12 protein-coding genes are annotated in these 16,682 nt (G+C 75.8%); 10 read left to right on the top strand and 2 right to left on the bottom strand.

What is annotated here, in order from left to right; translation table 11 throughout:
• Positions 1–65 precede the first annotated feature (65 nt).
• From IH09_RS17160 to IH09_RS17115, 10 genes are all read left to right on the top strand, one after another.
• The gene (locus IH09_RS17160) at positions 66–1,445 is read left to right on the top strand and encodes a condensation domain-containing protein (RefSeq protein ID WP_205379854.1); all 1,380 of its coding nucleotides are present in this window, start codon (positions 66–68) and stop codon (positions 1,443–1,445) included.
• A 103-nt stretch (positions 1,446–1,548) separates the two neighbouring features.
• Positions 1,549–4,677: a non-ribosomal peptide synthetase gene (locus IH09_RS17155; RefSeq protein ID WP_052857160.1), complete on the top strand. Its 3,129-nt coding sequence runs from the start codon at positions 1,549–1,551 to the stop codon at positions 4,675–4,677.
• Entirely contained in the window at positions 4,674–5,876 is a 1,203-nt protein-coding gene (locus tag IH09_RS17150; RefSeq protein WP_052857159.1) for an acyl-CoA dehydrogenase family protein, read from the top strand. The genes IH09_RS17155 and IH09_RS17150 overlap by 4 nt, the downstream gene beginning before the upstream one ends.
• A gap of 62 nt (positions 5,877–5,938) precedes the next feature.
• Positions 5,939–7,840: an amino acid adenylation domain-containing protein gene (locus IH09_RS17145; protein WP_052857158.1), complete on the top strand. Its 1,902-nt coding sequence runs from the start codon at positions 5,939–5,941 to the stop codon at positions 7,838–7,840.
• 100 nt (positions 7,841–7,940) lie between these two features.
• Positions 7,941–9,845 (top strand): non-ribosomal peptide synthetase, encoded by a 1,905-nt coding sequence (locus IH09_RS17140; protein WP_318279477.1) that lies wholly within the window; start codon positions 7,941–7,943, stop codon positions 9,843–9,845.
• Positions 9,842–12,718 (top strand): condensation domain-containing protein, encoded by a 2,877-nt coding sequence (locus tag IH09_RS17135; protein ID WP_052857157.1) that lies wholly within the window; start codon positions 9,842–9,844, stop codon positions 12,716–12,718. Before IH09_RS17140 ends, IH09_RS17135 begins: the two co-directional genes overlap by 4 nt.
• A gap of 533 nt (positions 12,719–13,251) precedes the next feature.
• Positions 13,252–13,635: a roadblock/LC7 domain-containing protein gene (locus IH09_RS17130; RefSeq protein ID WP_052857156.1), complete on the top strand. Its 384-nt coding sequence runs from the start codon at positions 13,252–13,254 to the stop codon at positions 13,633–13,635.
• A gap of 106 nt (positions 13,636–13,741) precedes the next feature.
• The gene (locus IH09_RS17125; RefSeq protein WP_052857155.1) at positions 13,742–14,596 is read left to right on the top strand and encodes a hypothetical protein; all 855 of its coding nucleotides are present in this window, start codon (positions 13,742–13,744) and stop codon (positions 14,594–14,596) included.
• 61 nt (positions 14,597–14,657) lie between these two features.
• Positions 14,658–15,038 (top strand): roadblock/LC7 domain-containing protein, encoded by a 381-nt coding sequence (locus tag IH09_RS17120; protein ID WP_052857154.1) that lies wholly within the window; start codon positions 14,658–14,660, stop codon positions 15,036–15,038.
• A gap of 98 nt (positions 15,039–15,136) precedes the next feature.
• Positions 15,137–15,511, top strand: coding sequence for a roadblock/LC7 domain-containing protein (locus IH09_RS17115; RefSeq protein ID WP_052857153.1), 375 nt, complete (start codon positions 15,137–15,139; stop codon positions 15,509–15,511).
• Between the two features lie 31 nt (positions 15,512–15,542).
• Here IH09_RS17115 and IH09_RS17110 read toward each other — a convergent pair whose 3' ends face one another.
• Together IH09_RS17110 and IH09_RS17105 are read right to left on the bottom strand one after the other, a co-directional pair.
• Positions 15,543–16,379, bottom strand: coding sequence for an urease accessory protein UreD (locus IH09_RS17110; protein WP_052857152.1), 837 nt, complete (start codon positions 16,377–16,379; stop codon positions 15,543–15,545).
• On the bottom strand, positions 16,376–16,682 hold a 307-nt coding region (locus IH09_RS17105), incomplete at its 5' end, for a GTP-binding protein (RefSeq protein ID WP_275126261.1). The genes IH09_RS17105 and IH09_RS17110, both read right to left, overlap by 4 nt.

Below are 16,682 nucleotides of genomic sequence, written 5' to 3'. Positions count from 1 at the left end.
CTTCCGCGCCCCGCGAGAACGTCCGCCGGAACCCCCGCGTCAACGACGACGCGAGAGAGGTCATCGTGCACACCCACCACCCCGGCATCGGCACCGATACCCGCACGGCCCCCGCGGCCCCCTCCATCACGGCCCAGTACCGCGCCCGTTACCGGCGCGCGGCCGAGGGCGCGGGCGAGCCCGCCGATCTGCTGCCGGTCACCGGCGCGCAGCGGCGGTTCCTGCTCGCCCGGCGGCTGGCCCCCGGCGGCCGGCCCGATGTCGTCCCGCTCTTCTTCGCCTTCCCCCGCGCCGCCGTCGACCTGGACCAGCTACGGGCCGCCGCCGGATATCTGGCCGCCGTCCACCCCGCGCTGCGCGCCCGGCCGGGGGTGCTGCGCGGCACGCCCGTACAGCGCCTGGCCGCGCCGGAGGCCCAGGTGAGCCGGGTGCGGCCGCGCCCCGGTGAGAGCGGTGCGGACGCGCTGCGCCGGGCGCTGGCGGCCTGGTCGGCCGAGGGGCCGCCGCTGCGCTGCTTCCTCGCCGACGACCCGGCGGCCGGGGAGCCCACCGAGCTCCTCGCCCTCGCCCTGGACCATGTGGCCTGCGACGAGCAGTCGCTCGGCCGGCTCAGCGCGGATCTCGGCGTCGCCTACCGCGACCGGCTCGGCCCCGGCGACGCCCCGGCCGCGCTCGTCGCCGAGGAGGCGGCCGGGTACCGGGAGGCGGTCCAGCAGCAGCTGGCGGCCGAGGAACGGGCCTCGACACCGCGCTCCCTCGCGTACTGGGCGCAGCGGCTGGCCGCGGCCCGCCCGGACGGCGCGGCGGCGCAGGACGCCGGCGCCGCCCCGTCCGACGCGCAGCCGCCGCGGCCGACGGGCGCCGCCCAGGTCCGGCTGCCGGCCGGAGCGCACGACGGCCGGGCCATGGTCTTCCCCGTACTGCTCGACGCCTGCGCCGGCATCGCGCGCGCCCTGCACGGGACGGACCCCTACGGGATGGAGCGGGTCCCGCTGCTCGGCTACCCCTGGGGCGGTCGGCCCGCCGCCGCACCGCCCGTACTGGGCTGCTTCCTCAACACCGTCGTCCACCCGGCGCTCCCCGGTGCCGGGGCCGACGCCTGGTGGGACGATCTCGACCACGCCGACACCCCGTTCGACGAGGTGGTGCGCGCGGCCCGGACCGCCGGTGCCGCCTGGTCCGGTGCGCTGGACGGTCTGCTGACCTTCGAGGACCTGCACCGGCGCCCGCCGCTCGCCCTGGGCGACGCCGCCGGGCGCGAGATCCATGTGGACGGCCGGCCGCTCCAGGCGCCGTTCGCGGTCTCCGTCTCGTACGGGACCGAACTGCTCGTCCGGATGGCCTGGGACCGGGACGCCGCGTCCGATGCCCGCGCCGAGGACGCCTTCGCCGGTCTGACCCGGCTGCTGCGGGACCGGCTCAATGCCGCCGCGGCGGCCGGCTGACCCCCACGGGGCCACCGCCCCTCCCCCGCACCCCCCGCCGCCCGCCGTCCGACCGACGGCCTCAGGCGGGCAGCTCCCCACATCCACCACCGAAGGATGGACCATGTTCGAGCTCTCCCCATCGCAGCAAATCGTCTGGCTGCACGAGCAGATGCTGCCCGGCAGCCGCGCCTACAACTTCACCGCCACTCTCGACCTCTGGGGCGCACTGGACGAGGACGCGCTGCGCGCCGGACTGGCGGCCGCGCTCGCCCGCCACGCCGGCCTGCGGCTCGAACTCGTCGCCGCGTCCGGCGAGATACCCGGGCAGCGGGTCCGCGAACGATGTATCCCGCGCCTGAGCACCGTCGACCTCTCGCAGGAGGCCGACCCCGAGGCCGCCTTCCAGGACCTGCTGCGCACCGAGGCCGAGACGCCCCTCGACACCTATGAGGCGCCGCTGCTGCGCTGGCGGCTGGCCCGCCTCGGCGCGCGGCACCACCGGATCGTGCATGTCGAGCACCACCTCATCCACGACGGGCACTCCTTCGCGATCCTGCTGCGCGACGTGTTCACCGCCTACCGGGCGCAGCGGCTCGGCGAACCGGTCGAGCTGCCCGCGGCCCGCTCGTACGAGGAGCATGTCCGGGCCACCGCCGGCCGGGAGCGCCGGGCGAGCCTGGCCCACTGGGAGGCCGAACTGCGCGACGCCGCGTTCGACCTGCCGCTGCCCGGTCTGGCCCGGCCCGGTGCGCAGCGCCGGCACGCGGGCGGGCAGTTGCGCCAGGCGATCGGCGCCGACCTCGCCGAACGGCTGCGGGCGCACAGCCGCGACCAGGGGCACACCCCGTTCTCCACCCTCTTCACGCTGTTCTCCGAGGTGCTGCGCCGACACAGCGGGCGCGCCGATCTGGTCGTCGGTACGGCGGTCGGCAACCGGCCGCGGGGGTTCGAGGAGACCGTGGGGATGTTCGTCAACACCATCCCGCTGCGACTGCGGCTGGACCCGGTGTCGGGGGCGAGCGCCGCGATCGACGATGTCACCGACACCCTCATCCGGGCGCTGCCGCACCAGGAGGTGCCGGTGCAGGAGCTGACCCGCGCGCTCGGTCTGCACACCAGCGGTGCGGACAACCCGCTGTTCAGCGTCATGTTCAGCGCCCACGACGCGGCGCTGCCGGAGATCGACGTGCCGGAGCTGGAGGTGTCGCTGCACGAGGGCTTCAACACCGGCACCACGCGCTTCGACCTCGACCTGGTGCTGATCCCGGACGACCGGCGGGTGATCGGGGAGCGGCAGGGCGCCGCGGGGATGACCCTGGTGTGGGACTACGACCGGGACCTGTTCACCGAGGAGACCGTCCGGCTGCTGTCGCGGCGTTTCCTGGCGGTGCTCCGCGCCTATCTGGACACGCCGGACGCGCCGCTCGCCGCCCTGGGCGCAGGCTCCCAGGACAGCGGTGCCGAGACGGTGGCGACCGACTCCGCCGCGGAGGGCGGCACGGCCGCCGTCCTGGACTCCCTGGCTCAGCAGGACCCGGCGCGGCCGGCCGTGGTGGACGGCGCCCGGCAGCTCTCGTACGGCGAACTCGACCGGTCGGTCCAGGAGTTGACGGACCGGCTGCGCGCCGCCGGGGTGACGGCGGGGCAGCCGGTGGCCGCCGTGCTGCCGCGCGGTACGCACTCCCTCGTCACCCTGCTCGCCTGTCTGCGCATCGGCGCCGTGCACTGTCCGCTCTCCCCCAACGACCCGGCCACGCGCCTGGAGACGCTGCTGCGCCGGCTCGCTCCGGCGCTGGTGCTCGCCACCCGCGAGAGCGCGCTCGCGCTGCCCGCCGAGGGGCTGCCGCTCGCGCTGCTGGACGGGCCGGACTTCCCCGCCGCGGTGGCCTGCGAATCCGTCGAGGGCGCGGCGTACATCATCCACACCTCGGGTTCGACGGGTCTGCCCAAGCCGGTCGTGGTCGGCCGGGCGGCGCTGGCCCAGCACGCGCGGGCGGCCGCCGAGCGGTTCGCGCTGACCGGCCGGGACCGGGTGCTGCTCTTCGCCCAGCCGTCCTTCGACGTCGCGCTGGAGGAGGTGCTGCCGTCGCTGCTGGCCGGTGCCTGCCTGGTCCTGCCGCAGCGGGAGGTGCCCACCGCCACGGAGCTGATCGCGATGCTGGCCGCGCGCCGGATCACCGTCGCCAACCTGCCCACCAGCTATCTCCTCGCCGTACGGGCGGAGTTGTGCGAGGCGCTGGCCGACGGACGCTTCGCGCCCCGGCTGCTGGTGCTCGGCGGTGAGCGGCTGCCGGTCGGTGCGCTGCGCGCGCTGCTGGACGCCACGGACGCCACCGTGCTGAACGCGTACGGCGTGACGGAGGCGGCGATCACCACCACCGTCCACGAGGTGACCCGCGCGGAGCTGGCGGACGGTGCCGAGGTGCCGCTGGGCACCGAACTGGCGGGGACGCGGGTGCATGTGCTGGACGCGGGGCGGCAGCCGCTGCCCGCGGGCGCGGTCGGTGAACTGGCCATCGCGGGCGCCGGGCTGGCCGAGGGCTATCTCGGCGACAAGGAGACCACCGCCGCCCGGTTCGTGACCGTGGACGCCCTCGGGGGCGAGCGGGTCTACCTCACCGGAGACGTCGGCTACCGGGACACCGCCGGCCGGGTCTGCTTCCTCGGCCGCCGGGACCACCAGATCAAGCTGCGCGGGTACCGCATCGAGCTTGAGGAGATCGAGGCGGCGGCGTCCGCCGTGCTCGGCGGCCAGTCCTGTGCGGTGGTCCTCGACGCCACGGCGGCCGCCGGACCGCGGCTGATCGGCTTCCTGGAGTCGGCCGCCGAACCGGACCAACTGGCCCTGCACACCGAGCTGTCCCGGCGGCTGCCCGCCGCGCTCGTCCCGGTCCGCTGGGTACGGATGGACGCGCTGCCGACCCTGGCGGGCGGCAAACCGCACCGGGTGGCGCTGGCCCGGACCGCGGCCGACCTTCCGGAGGCCGGGCAGGCCGGTGCCCAGGACGCGGCGGCGGAGAACACCGACCCGGCCGTCGCGCTCGTCGCCGAGGGCTGGCGGGAGGTGCTCGGCCACGACCGCTTCACACCGTCCTCGCACTTCTTCCAGGTGGGCGGGCACTCCCTGCTGGCCGCCCAGCTGGCGGCCTGGCTGGAGCCCCGGCTCGGCAGCCGTCCGCCGCTGCGCGTGCTGTTCCAGAACCCCGTCCTGGCCGACCAGGCCCGCGCCGTCAAGGAGGCCACCGCATGAGCACCCCTCTCGCCACGACCGGTACGTCGCGTACGTCCTCCGGTTCCTCGCCGTCGTCGGTCCTGGAGGCCGACCACCGCGAACTGGTCGACGCCTTCGAGTCGTTCCTCCGCAAGGAGCTGGTGCCGCTGGCGGCCGAGCTCCCGGAGACCGTCGATATGCCCCCCACCGAGCTGCGCGACTACGTCCGCACCCGCTCGGCGCAGCTGGGCTTCTACGCCGGTGACTACCCCGAGGAGCTGGGCGGCTCCGGTATGCCGTTCAGCGCGGTGGTGCAGCTGCACCACGCCGCGGGGCGCAGCGGCTGCCCGCTCGCGCCGTACGCGCTGGCCGGCTCCGACGGCCCCAGCCCGCTGCTGCGGCACGGCACACCGGAGCAGATAGCGGCGTATCTGGTGCCGCTGGTGCGCGGTGAGGCGGTGCGCTGTCTGGCGCTCACCGAACCGCACGCCGGGTCGGACGCGTTCCACCTCACCACCACCGCCGTGCGGGACGAGGCGAGCGGCGGGTGGGTCCTCAACGGCCGCAAGACCTTCGTCAGCAACGCCGACCGCGCCGACTTCGCGATCGTCATCGCCTCCGTCGAGGGCGCGGCGACGGCGTTCGTCGTCGACGCGGACAACCCCGGGCTGCGGATCGGCCAGCGCTATGACGGGATGTCGGGCGAGCCGCTCTTCGAACTGCTGCTGGACGGTGCGCGGGTGGCCGCGGACGCCGTGATCGGCGGTGCGGACGGGGTCGGCGCCGCGATGGGCAACGGCATCGACAGCCTCTCCCGGGGGCGTCTCGTCGTGGCCGCGATGTGCAACGGGATCGCCGAGTACGCGCTGGCCCAGGGCATCGAGTACGCCCGGGAGCGCCGGGCGTTCGGCGAGCGCATCGGCGCCTACCAGCATGTGCAGGAGCACCTGGTCACCAGCCGTGCGGAGGTCGAGGCGGCGAAGCTGCTGACGCTCGCCTGCGCGCGGCTGGTCGACGCGGGCACCGAGGCCCCGGAGAACGCCGCGCTGGCCAAGCTGACCTCCTCGGAGACCGCGGTCCGCGTCGTGGACCGGGCGCTGCACGTGCACGGTGCGACCGGCTGGGTGCGGGGCCATCCGCTGGAGTTCCTGTACCGGTACGTCCGGATGATGACGATCATCGAGGGCACCTCGGAGATCCAGAAAGTGATCATCGCGCGCGCCATGGGGCTGGGATGAGCACGCCCCGCCCCGTCCCGTCCCCTGCCGCACCCCCGGCGCCTTCCGTGAACAGAGGAACCATGAGCACCACATCGACAGCGCCGGGCGGATCGCTGCCCGCGCCGAGCATCGCGTACGGCCCGGCCGCCGCGCCCGCCCGCCCCGAGGACGTCCTCGGCCACTTCGACCGGTGGGTCCGCGAGACCCCCGCCGCGCCGGCCGTCGAGGACGGCGAACTGTCCTGGACCTACGCCGAGTTGGCGCAGCAGGCCGAGCACGTCGCCGACGCGCTGCGCGGCCGGGTGGCCCCCGGTGACCTGGTCGGCGTGTGCCTGGACCGGTCCGTCGCGCTGGTCGCGGTGGCCGTCGGCCTGGCCCGGCTGGGCGCCGTCTATCTGCCGCTGGGCCCGACGCCCGGTGAGCGGCGGCTGGCGACGGTGACGGAGCGGCTCGGCGTGCCCTGCCTGATCGGCGACCCCGGGCTGCTGCCCGCGGCGTACCGGGCCGGGGAGCGGCAGGCGCTGGCGCTGCCGACGGCGGGAGCCAACGCCGCCGGGCAGGTGACCGCCGCGTTCGGACCGGCCGCCGCGGCGCCGCCGGCCGTTCCCGAGGGCACCTTCTACGCGGTGCTGACCTCCGGTTCGACCGGTACGCCCAAGGCGGTCGCGGTCGGCGGCGGTTCGCTCGCCTCGATGCTGCGCGGCTACGCCGAGCGCATCGGCTCCGGTCCCGGTGACCGCCACAGCCTGCTGGTCGGGGTCTCCTTCGACCCGCACGTCAAGGAGCTGTGGGCGGCGCTGACCTCCGGCGCCGGGCTGAGCGTCCCGCCGGAGGAGGTCCGCTGGGACCCGGACGCGCTCACCGACTGGTGGCGGCGCGCGGGCGTGACGGTCGCCGTCCTGCCGACCCCGCTCGCCGAGTCGGTCTTCGCGCGGCCCTGGCCCGCGCTCCCGGCGCTGCGGCATCTGGTGGTCGGCGGCGACCGGCTGCGCACCTGGCCCGCGCCGGAGGTCACCGCGCGGGTGCACAACGCGTACGGGCCCGCCGAAGCCACCGTGATGAGCACCATGCACGCCCTCGACGCCGGGCGCGAGGACACCGGTACTCCCCCGCCGATCGGCTCGCCGGTGGCCGGGGTGGCCGTCTGCGTCACCGACGACGAGGGGCGGATCGTCCCGCGCGGCACACCCGGCGAGCTGCGCATCGGCGGTGCGGGGCTGTCGCTGGGGTATCTGGACCGGGAGCTGACGGCCCGGCGGTTCGTGGCCCCGCCGCCCGGTCTGACCGGCCCCGATGCCGAGGGCGGCACCGGTATCGACCGGGTCTACCGCACCGGGGACCGGGTGCGGATGCGGGCCGACGGAGTGCTGGAGTTCCTCGGCCGGATGGACGACCAGGTCAAGGTGAGCGGGGTGCGGATCGAACCGGCCGAGGTCGAGGCCGCGTTCGAGCACGACCCGCGGATACGGCGGGCCGTGGTCGCCGCCCGCACCACCGGCGAGGGAGTCGTCGAGCTGATCGCCTTCGTGCAGCCGCACCCGGGACAGGAGCCGCCCGCCACCGCGGAGCTGGTGCGCGGTGTGCGCGACTGGCTGCCCGCCCAGGCGGTACCGGCCGTCGTCCGGCAGGTGACGGACTTCCCGCTGGATACCAACGGCAAGGTCGACCGGGCCGCGCTGCTGGCCGCCGACGCGCCGGACGCGGCGCCCGCGCCCGCCCGGGGCGAGGGTCCCCGGTCCGCCACGGAGCAGCTGGTGCTGAAGGTCTGCGGGGAGGTGCTGGGCGGCGGCACGGCGATCGGCCTGGACGGCTCCTTCCGGGACGCCGGCGGCACCTCGCTCGCCGCGGCCCGGCTGCTCGCGGCCCTGGAGGAGAGCTGCGGGGTGCGGCTGCGGGCGCCGGAGCTGCTCCGCCAGCCCGATCTGCGCGGCCTCGCCGCGCTGCTGGATGCCCGGCGGGCCACCGCCACGGCAGGTGTGTGAGATGTCCGTCTCCGAGAGAGAGTCCGCCGTGTCCCCGTCCCCCAGTCCTCTCCCGCCCCGCCCCGCGCCCGGACCGGCCGCCGCCGGAACGCTGGGCCTGGTGGCCGCTCACGCGCGGGCCACCCCGCACGCCCTGGCCGTCCTCGACACCGAAACGGCCCTGACCTACCACGCGTTGATGGAGGAGGCCGGCCGTCTCGCGGCTGCCCTGCGGGCCCGCGGCGTACGCCCCGGGGACGCCGTCGGCCTGCTGCTGCCGAACTCCCCGCGTACCGTCATCGCCCAGCTGGCCGTCTGGTGGGCCGGTGGCCACTACGTACCGCTGGACCCCGTCTACCCGCGGCCGCGGCTGCACGCGATGCTCGCCGACACCGACGCCGTGCTCACGGTCGGCGAGCCGGCCCTGCTGGAGGCCGCGGGCATCCCCGAGGACCGGGCACTGGCGCTGCCCGAGGCCAAACCGGACTCCGAGGAGACGGACGGCCCCGACGCCCCGGCCGAACCGCTCGAACCCTTCGACCGCTTCGGCCCGTTCGCGCCGTACGACCCCGGCGCCGTCGCGTATGTGATGTTCACGTCCGGGTCGACCGGCCGCCCCAAGGGGGTGGCCGTCACCCAGCGCGGCGTCGCGGAGCTGGTCGCCGAACCGGACTATGTGACGCTCACCGCGCGCGACCGGGTGCTCTTCCACTCGCCGGTGACCTTCGACGCCGCCACGTTCGAGGTGTGGGGCCCGCTGGCCGCCGGGGCGGCGGTGGCGGTCTCCACCGCCGACCGGCTCTCGCTGGACGGTCTGGCCCGGGACACGGAGCGGCTGGGCGCCACCGTGACCGTGCTGACCGCCGCGCTCTTCCACCACCTCGTCGCACGGCGGTCGCCGCTCTTCGGCGTGCTGCGCAGTGTGCTCGTCGGCGGTGAGGCGCTCTCCGCGCGGCACGCCCGCGCGGTGCTGCGCCGCCACCCGTGGCTGGAGCTGGTGAACGGCTACGGACCGACCGAGGCCACCACCTTCGCCACCGCCCACCGGGTCACCGACGCCGACTGCGACGGCCCGCCGCCCATCGGCCGGCCGTGCGCCGGGGCGACCGCGCTCGTCCTGGACGCGGACGGCGAGCCGGTGCCGGCCGGGGCCCGCGGTGAGCTGTGGATCGGCGGGCCCCGGCTCGCCCAGGGCTATCTCGGCCAGCCCGGACTCACCGCCGAGCGCTTCCGCGACCATCCGGCCGCCGGGCGGATCTACGGCAGCGGCGACCTGGTCTCCGCCCGCCCCGACGGTGTCCTGGACTTCCACGGCCGGGTCGACGACCAGGTCAAGGTCCGCGGCTTCCGGATCGAGCCGGGCGAGATCGAGCATGTACTGCGCACCCATCCGCAGGTGGCGAACGCGGCCGTGGTCGTCCAACGGCCGCAGCCCGACGACGCGCGGCTGATCGCCTTCATCGTCCCGGCGGACGGCGCGGCCCCCGACGCGGCCGCGCTCCGCGCCCATCTGGAGAGTCAGCTGCCGCCGCACATGGTGCCCAACGCCTGGCCGGTGGTGGCGGAACTGCCGCTGACCGGCACCGGCAAGATCGACCGGCGGGCGCTGGCCGACCGCACGGTGTCCGCCGGTGACACCCCGGCCGCCGCACCGGGCCCGGATCCCGCGCCCGCGACGGCCGCCCTGTCCCCGATCCAGCAGGCCGTGGCCGAGCTGTGGAGCCAGGCGCTGGACCTCGAAGTGACCCGGCCGGACGCGAACTTCTTCGCCCTGGGCGGCCACTCGCTGCTGGCGCTGGGCGTCGTCGAGGAGCTGCGCGAGGACCTCGGCGTGCCCCTCACCCTCACCGCGTTCATGACCGCCCCCACCGTCGCCGGACAGGCGGAACTCGTCGAAGCGGCCCTGCTGGCCGCGCACGAGGACGCCCCCGGCGAAGCCCCGCACGACACCGCCCGGCACACCGACGCCCGCGCCGGCGTCCTGGCCGGCCCGGACGCCCCGGACGCCTTGGAGACAGACCGATGACGACCGCCCCCGACGACGCCGCCCGCCAGGAGGCGCTGCTCCGGCTCGCCCGCAAGCGGCGTGCCGAAACCCCCGCGGCCGACGCCGGTGCCACCGCGTCCGCCGCCGACGAGAGCGGCCCGGTGCCGCTCTCGTACGCCCAGCGCCGGATGTGGCTGATGGACCGGCTCGGCCAGGGCGGCGCCCGGTACCACGTGCCGTTCGCCGCCCGGCTGCGCGGCCCGCTCGACGTCGACGCCCTCTCCCGGGCGCTGACCGCGCTCACCGAGCGGCACGAGGTGCTGCGCACCCGGTACGGGCAGCACGACGGCGAGCCGTACCAGGAGATCGACGCCCCCGCCCCGGTGCCGGTCCAGGTGGTGGACGCCGCCGAGGACGTCGGGCGCCAGCTGTACGAGGCCGCCGCCCGCCCCTTCGACCTGGCCACCGGACCGGTGCTGCGCGCGCTGGCCGTACGGCACGCACCGCAGGATCACACCGTCGTCCTGACGCTGCATCACATCGCCATCGACGGCGGTTCGCTGGACGTCGTCGGGCGGGAGCTCGGCGCGCTCTACCGGGCCGCGGCCGACGGCGGCGCGCCGACCGGTCTTGACGGTCCCGCCCCTCGGTACCGCGACTACGCCCGCCGCGAGCAGGCGGACGCGGCGGCGCTCGAAAACGGTCTGGAGTACTGGCTCACCCGCCTCGCCGGGGCCCGCCCGGTGCCGCTGCCCGCACCGTCGGCGCAGACCGGTGCCGTACCGCGCGGGCAGGGCCGGGTGCTCGCCGAACCGCTGTCGCCCGCGGTCCTGGACGGTCTGCGCGCGACGGGCGCACAGCACCGCGCCACGCTCTTCATGGTCGTGCTCGCCGGGGCGTTCGCCACGCTGCTGGACGCCACCGGCCGCGAGGACCTGGTGCTCGGCTGCGCCAGCAGCCACCGCGACCGCCCCGGGCTGCGCGATCTGGTCGGGCTCTGCGTCAACACGCTCCCGGTACGCGCCGAGCTGACCGGCGCCGAGGACTTCGGCGAACTGCTGGCACGGGTCCGGGACGCGATGCTGGAAGCGCAGCTTCACCGCGATGTGCCGTTCGACCTGATCGTGGAGCGGCTGGGCGGCGCGGCCCGCGACCGGGACGGCAATCCGCTGCTGTCGGTCACCGCCGATGTGCTGCGGGAGCCCGTCGCGCTGCGGCTGCCCGGGACCGAGAGCGAAGCCGTCGACATCGACCTGGGCACCGCCAAGTTCGACCTCGGCTTCTACATCGAGGAGGCCAGGGACGGGCTCGCCCCGCGCTGCCTGGTGCAGTACGACCGCGCCCGGCTGGACGAGGAGGCCGCCCACCGGCTGCTGCGCACCTTCGCCACACTGCTGACGGAGGTGGCGGCGGACCCCGGCCGGCCGCTGTCGCGCCCCGCGCGGGTGGCGCCGGACCCGGCGCCGGTCCACCCCGCCGAGGCGCTGCTGCTGGCCCGTCCCGAGGTTGCCGAGGCCGTGCTGCTGGAGCGCACGGGCCAGGCGCCGCTCGCGTACGTGGTGCCGGGCCCGGCCGGTGCGCCCGTCCCGGAGGAGCTGCGGATCGCGCTGCGCTCCCGGCTGGCACCCGAACAGGTCCCGGCCGCGGTGACGGTGCTGGACGCGCTGCCGCGCACGGCGGACGGGGCGGTGGACCACGGGCGGCTGCCCGGGGCCCCGCGGGATGCGGAGGTGCCACTGGGCGCGCGGGGGCCGGCCGTTCTGGAGGCGTTCGGCGCGCTGCTGGGCGAGGAGCCCGCGCCGGACGCCGACTTCTTCCTGCTCGGCGGGCACTCCCTGCTGGCGGTCCGGCTGGCCGAGCGGCTGCGCGAGCGGTTCCGCCTCCCGCTGACCGGTCTCGACGTGATGGAGCACCGCACCCCGCGGGCGCTCACCGCGCTGCTGGACGCGCGTGCCCGGGAACGCGAGGCCGCCGCCCCCAGAGCCGTCCGGCGTGCGGCGGCCCGTCCCGGGACGGTCCTGGTCACCGGGGCGACCGGCGGCGTCGGCGCCTTCGTCCTGCGCGAACTGGCGGCGCGCGGCCGTCCCGTACGGGCGCTGGTCCGGCCGGAGTCGGCGCATCTGGTCGCGGCGGACGGCGTCGAGGTGGCCGAGGGGGACCTCGGTGACCTGGACAGTCTGCGGGCGGCGGTGGCCGGTGCCGAGTCGGTGATCCACTCCGCCTGCACCTTCACCTCCCCCGAGGTGGACCTTGCGGCGATGCGGGCGCTGCTGGACGGCTGGCGGCAGGGCACGTTCGTCTTCGTCAGCAGCGTGGACGCGTACGGGCAGCCGCCGGTCGTCGATGTCGCCGAGGACACCGCGCCCGCCGAGCCCTTCACCGGGTACGGGCGGGCCAAACTCGACTGCGAGCGGCTGGTGTTGGCCGCCGCGGGCCAGGAGGGGCGCGGCGGGGCGAGTGTGCTGCGCGCGCCCATCGTGTGGGGGCCGCACGCCCGGCTCCGTGACCAGCTGCGCTGGGGGGCGACCGGCGAGCTGTACCAGGCCGCCCTGGCCGGTGCGCCGATCGAGCTGCCGTCGCCGGAGCTCGGCTGGTACGGGGCGCCGTGGGTGCACGCCGCGGCGCTGGCGCGCGCCCTGGCCCACTGCGCCGAACGCCCGGTGGACGGGGTGGTGAACGCCGTCGGCGGCCATGTGGAGTGGCATGCCTTCGCGGCCGAACTGGTCCGGCTTCTCGGCAGCGGCAGCGAGATCCGTCACACCGCGGACGCCGCGCCCGGTGCGCCCGAGCTGCTGCACCGCCGCCGTTACCGCGCCGGTACGCTCGCCGCCGAGCTGGCCGAGCGGCCGGGTGAGGACTGGCGCTCGGTGATCGCCGCGATGCTGGGTTCGGTGACGCCCGGCAACGGCTGACCCTCCGGGTCATCGAGACCGCGGCGCCGCTCTCCCCCAGGAGCGGCGCCGCTCCGTGCTGTCCGCGCACCGCCGCCCGGCCCCGGTCGTCTCTCCCGGTGGGGTGTGCCCGGGTCAACCGCTTCCGACGAAGTCGGCCGGAAGTCGATGCGCGGCCGGTCACCGCGTATCCGCCGGGCGCGGCGCGCGGCGCGGCGCCGTGGTGCGCGCCCCGCCGCCGCATACCGCGTGGTGGGCCGCCGCGTGGGCTTGCGGCGGCCGTCCATGACCCTCCTGGCAGCCGACCGCGGGTGCCGTCCGGGCGGCCCCGGCACCGGGAGGGCGAGAACACGTCAATTGCCCCGCACAATCTCTGAAGGCATGTGCGCGTCACCCGCGGATGCCTAACCTTCCGTGCAGGCTCTCCCACCCACTGCCACGAGGGAGCGCCCGTCGGCGTCGTCGCCGGCACCGCGGCCCGGTCCGCCACGGACCCGTCCGGCGCCGGCCCGTCCGACGCACTCCCGTCCCCACCGTCGAGAAGGAGCTCCCCCGTGCCGGGTATCGACCAGGTGCTGTCCCAAGCCATGGGAATCCCCGGCGTACTGGGCGCCGGCCTGATCGACTGGACCAGCGGACTGACGCTCGGTACGGCCGGGCGGGCGCCGCACGCCGATCACGAGGCCACCGCCGCGGACACCGCCGATGTGGTCCAGGCCGTGGCGCGCAACGCCACGTTCGACACCGCGGGCACCACCGGCCCGCCGCTGGAGGACATCATCATCACGACCGGGGGCGGCTACCACCTCATCCGCTTCGTGGACACGGCCTTCGACAGCCAGACGTACCTCTACCTCTGGCTGGACCGCGCACAGGCCAATCTCGCGGTCGCCCGGCTGCGGCTGCGCGAGCTGGCGGCCGGTCTGGTCTCGGGCTGACGGCGACGCCCGCACCCGGATGCCCGCCGCACAGCCCGCCGCCGCCCCGGCCGCGCCCGGCCGCACCGCACCAACGCCGCACGGCACCAACGGTGAAGGAACAGTCATGGGCCTGCCGATACCCGACCGCCCGCCCGCGTCGGCCGGGCTGCTCGACCGGTACGCCGCCGAGCACGTCACCGGCGCCCTGCGCAGCCCGCACGGCTGCTTCTACCTCCTCGACGGCGCGGTCTACTGCGTCGAGGGCGGCACCGCACCGGGGCTCGACGCCCGGCTCCGGGTGTCCGGCAAGGTACCCGCGCACGGCTGGGAGGCGGCCCGCACCACCGCGGGTCCGCACCACGCGGGGGCCCGGTACCTCGTCGGCGAGGGCTGGCTGACGCAGGGGGAACTGGAGCTCTGCCATCTCGCCGCCCTCCTGGACGCCGCGTTCTTCGCCCTGCCGCTGCCGCCGGAGGCCACCTCCTTCACCCCGGGCACCGTCCACTGGCTGGGTGTCGTACGCCGCGTCAGCGCCGCCGCGCTCCAGCGGGCGACGGCGCACCGGCGGGCGCTGCTCGACCGGTGGCAGCCGTGGGCGACGGTGGACACCTGCCCGGTGGTCCCCGTCGAACCGCCCCGCTCGGGCGCCGCCGCCACCGGCCGGCAGCGGCGGCTGCTGGCGAGCGCCGACGGCCGGAGCACCCCGTACGAACTCGCCCGCGTGCTGGGCCTGTCGGCCTTCGTGACGCTGCTCGACATCCGCCGGCTCGCCGCGGCCGGGCTCGTCCACCTGCCCCGGGGGCCGGCGGGGGCCCTGCCCCGGCGGCGCCCCGGTGCCCGCCCGGCCGAGCGGCCCGCCGCTTCCGGTGAACGGCCCGCACCGACCTGGCAGTTACCGGTACCGGAATTGTTCGAGACCGCCGATCCGGATATTGCCCTCCTTGTCCGACTGCGTACGGCGCTGGAGGAAAACCTGTGAACCGCCGCGGGTACCGGCCATGAGGCACGTCATCAGAAAGCGTGCCGAGAAAAGGAGACTGATGACGATCGAACCCCGGGTACGGGAAGAATTACACGCACTGCGTGATCAGGTACGCCATCTCCGGGGCGGCATGGTGGCCAGCGCCGACGGCATGGTCATCGCACACGATCTGCGGGACATCGAACCGGACGGTCTGGCCGCGCTCACCGCCGCGGCCATCGGGGTGGCCAAACGCCTCACCGAGGCGACCGGCCAGGGGGCGTTCGAGGAATCCCTCACGCGCGGTGCGAACGGGTACGTCGCGGCCTATGCGGCCGGCCGGTACGCGGTCCTCACCGCCGTGGCGAGCCCCGACACCAACGTCGGAAGGCTCCATCACCAGGCCCGGCGGGCCGCCGCGCGGATCGGCGCGCTGGTGGACGCCGCCCCGCGGCAGTGACCCGGCCCCGGCGGCCCCGTTCCCCGCCCGGCGGCGCCCCGCCCCTCCTGCCGCACTCCCCGGGAAAGGCCCGGAAAACCGAAAGGTACGAATCTGCCATGGCTCATATGGAAACCGCGCTCACCGAAGTGATGTCCGCCGTCGAAGGCGCCATCGGTGTCGCCCTGGTCGACTACACCAGCGGAATGGCGCTCGCCACGCTCGGCGACAACAACGCCCTGGATCTCAATATCGCCGCGGCCGGCAACACCGATGTGGTCCGCGCGAAAATGCGCACCATGGAAATGCTGGAACTCCAGGGCACCATCGAGGACATGCTCATCACGCTGACCTCGCAATATCACCTGATCCGCCCGGTGACCGGAAAGAACGGCAGCGGTCTGTTCCTCTATCTGGTGCTGGACCGCAAGCGCGCCAACCTCGCCCTGGCCCGGCACCGCCTCGCCCGGGTCGAGGCGGAACTGGAGGTGTGACGGGACGAGGGCGCCGGGCCGGCGCCCTCCCTCACCCCGCCGCGACGCCCCGGGCGGCCTCGTCCAGGAGGCGCCGCAGCCGCAGCGCGTCCGGGGCGATGGCGGTGGCCAGCGCGGCGGGACCGGTGAGCGGTGCCAGCACGGCCTGCCCCGCGCCCGCGCCGCCGCGCTCGTCCGCGTCCCCCAGCAGCCGCACCTCGACGGGCTTGGCATCGAACTCCGGCTCCACCACGAGGAGTTGGCCGACGGCTCGGCGGCCGTACAGCACGGCCGAGGTGTCCCAGCCGGGGACGCCCGGCCCGTAGGCGGTCTCCTGGTCGAGGAGGGTGCGGCCGGCCCGCCGGACCGTCAGCCGGCTGCGCAGGGTGCCCGGCCGCTCGCCGCTGCGCCCCAGGACCTGCTCCTCGCGGAGCACGAGGCGGGCCGTCGGGGCCAGTTCGACGGTCGTGGTCATCCGCAGATCGCTGCCCGCGGCGGAGATCAGCGGTTCGGGCAGCCAGTCGAGCCGCGCGCCGTCGGCCACCGTCAGCCGTACGTCGTAGGTGGCGTGTCCGGGCGTCCGGCCGGGCAGCGCGACGGTCGCCGCGGCGGCCGTGATGCCCAGTGCCGCGCCCGCTTCGACGGTGACGTCGATGCCGAGCCGGTCGCCGCCGAGCGGGGCGCTCATGGCGCCCACCAGGCAGACCCGGGCCCGGTCCCCGTGCGAGCGGATGCGGCGCAGCGCGAAGGGCCCTTCGCCGTCCAGGACGGGCAGGCGGGTGGTGCCGTCCCCGTCGGCCCGCGCGGTGATACGGGCGGTGCCCCGCAGACCGGCCCCCGTGGGGGCGCCGGTCCGCGGGTGTGCCGTCCCGGGGAGCACGCGGGTCATGCGGGGCCCGCGGTCCAGTCGGCGAGGCGCTCGCGGACCCAGGCGGCGACGGGGGTGACGCCGCCCTCGGACTTGACGTTGGTGAACACCACGGGGAGTTCGCCGCGCTGCGCCTTGGCGTCGCGGGCCATGCCCTCCAGATCGACGCCGACGTAGGGCGCGAGGTCGGTCTTGTTGACGATCAGCAGGTCGGCGGTGGTGACACCGGGGCCGCCCTTGCGCGGGATGTCGTCGCCGCCCGCGACGTCGATCACGAAGATCTGCGCGTCGACCAGGCCCTTGGAGAAGGTGGCGGTGAGGTTG

It is taken from the genome of Streptomyces celluloflavus, from assembly GCA_000720995.1.
Classification (GTDB): domain Bacteria; phylum Actinomycetota; class Actinomycetes; order Streptomycetales; family Streptomycetaceae; genus Streptomyces; species Streptomyces celluloflavus.
This window is presented reverse-complemented; position numbering and strand designations above follow the sequence as displayed.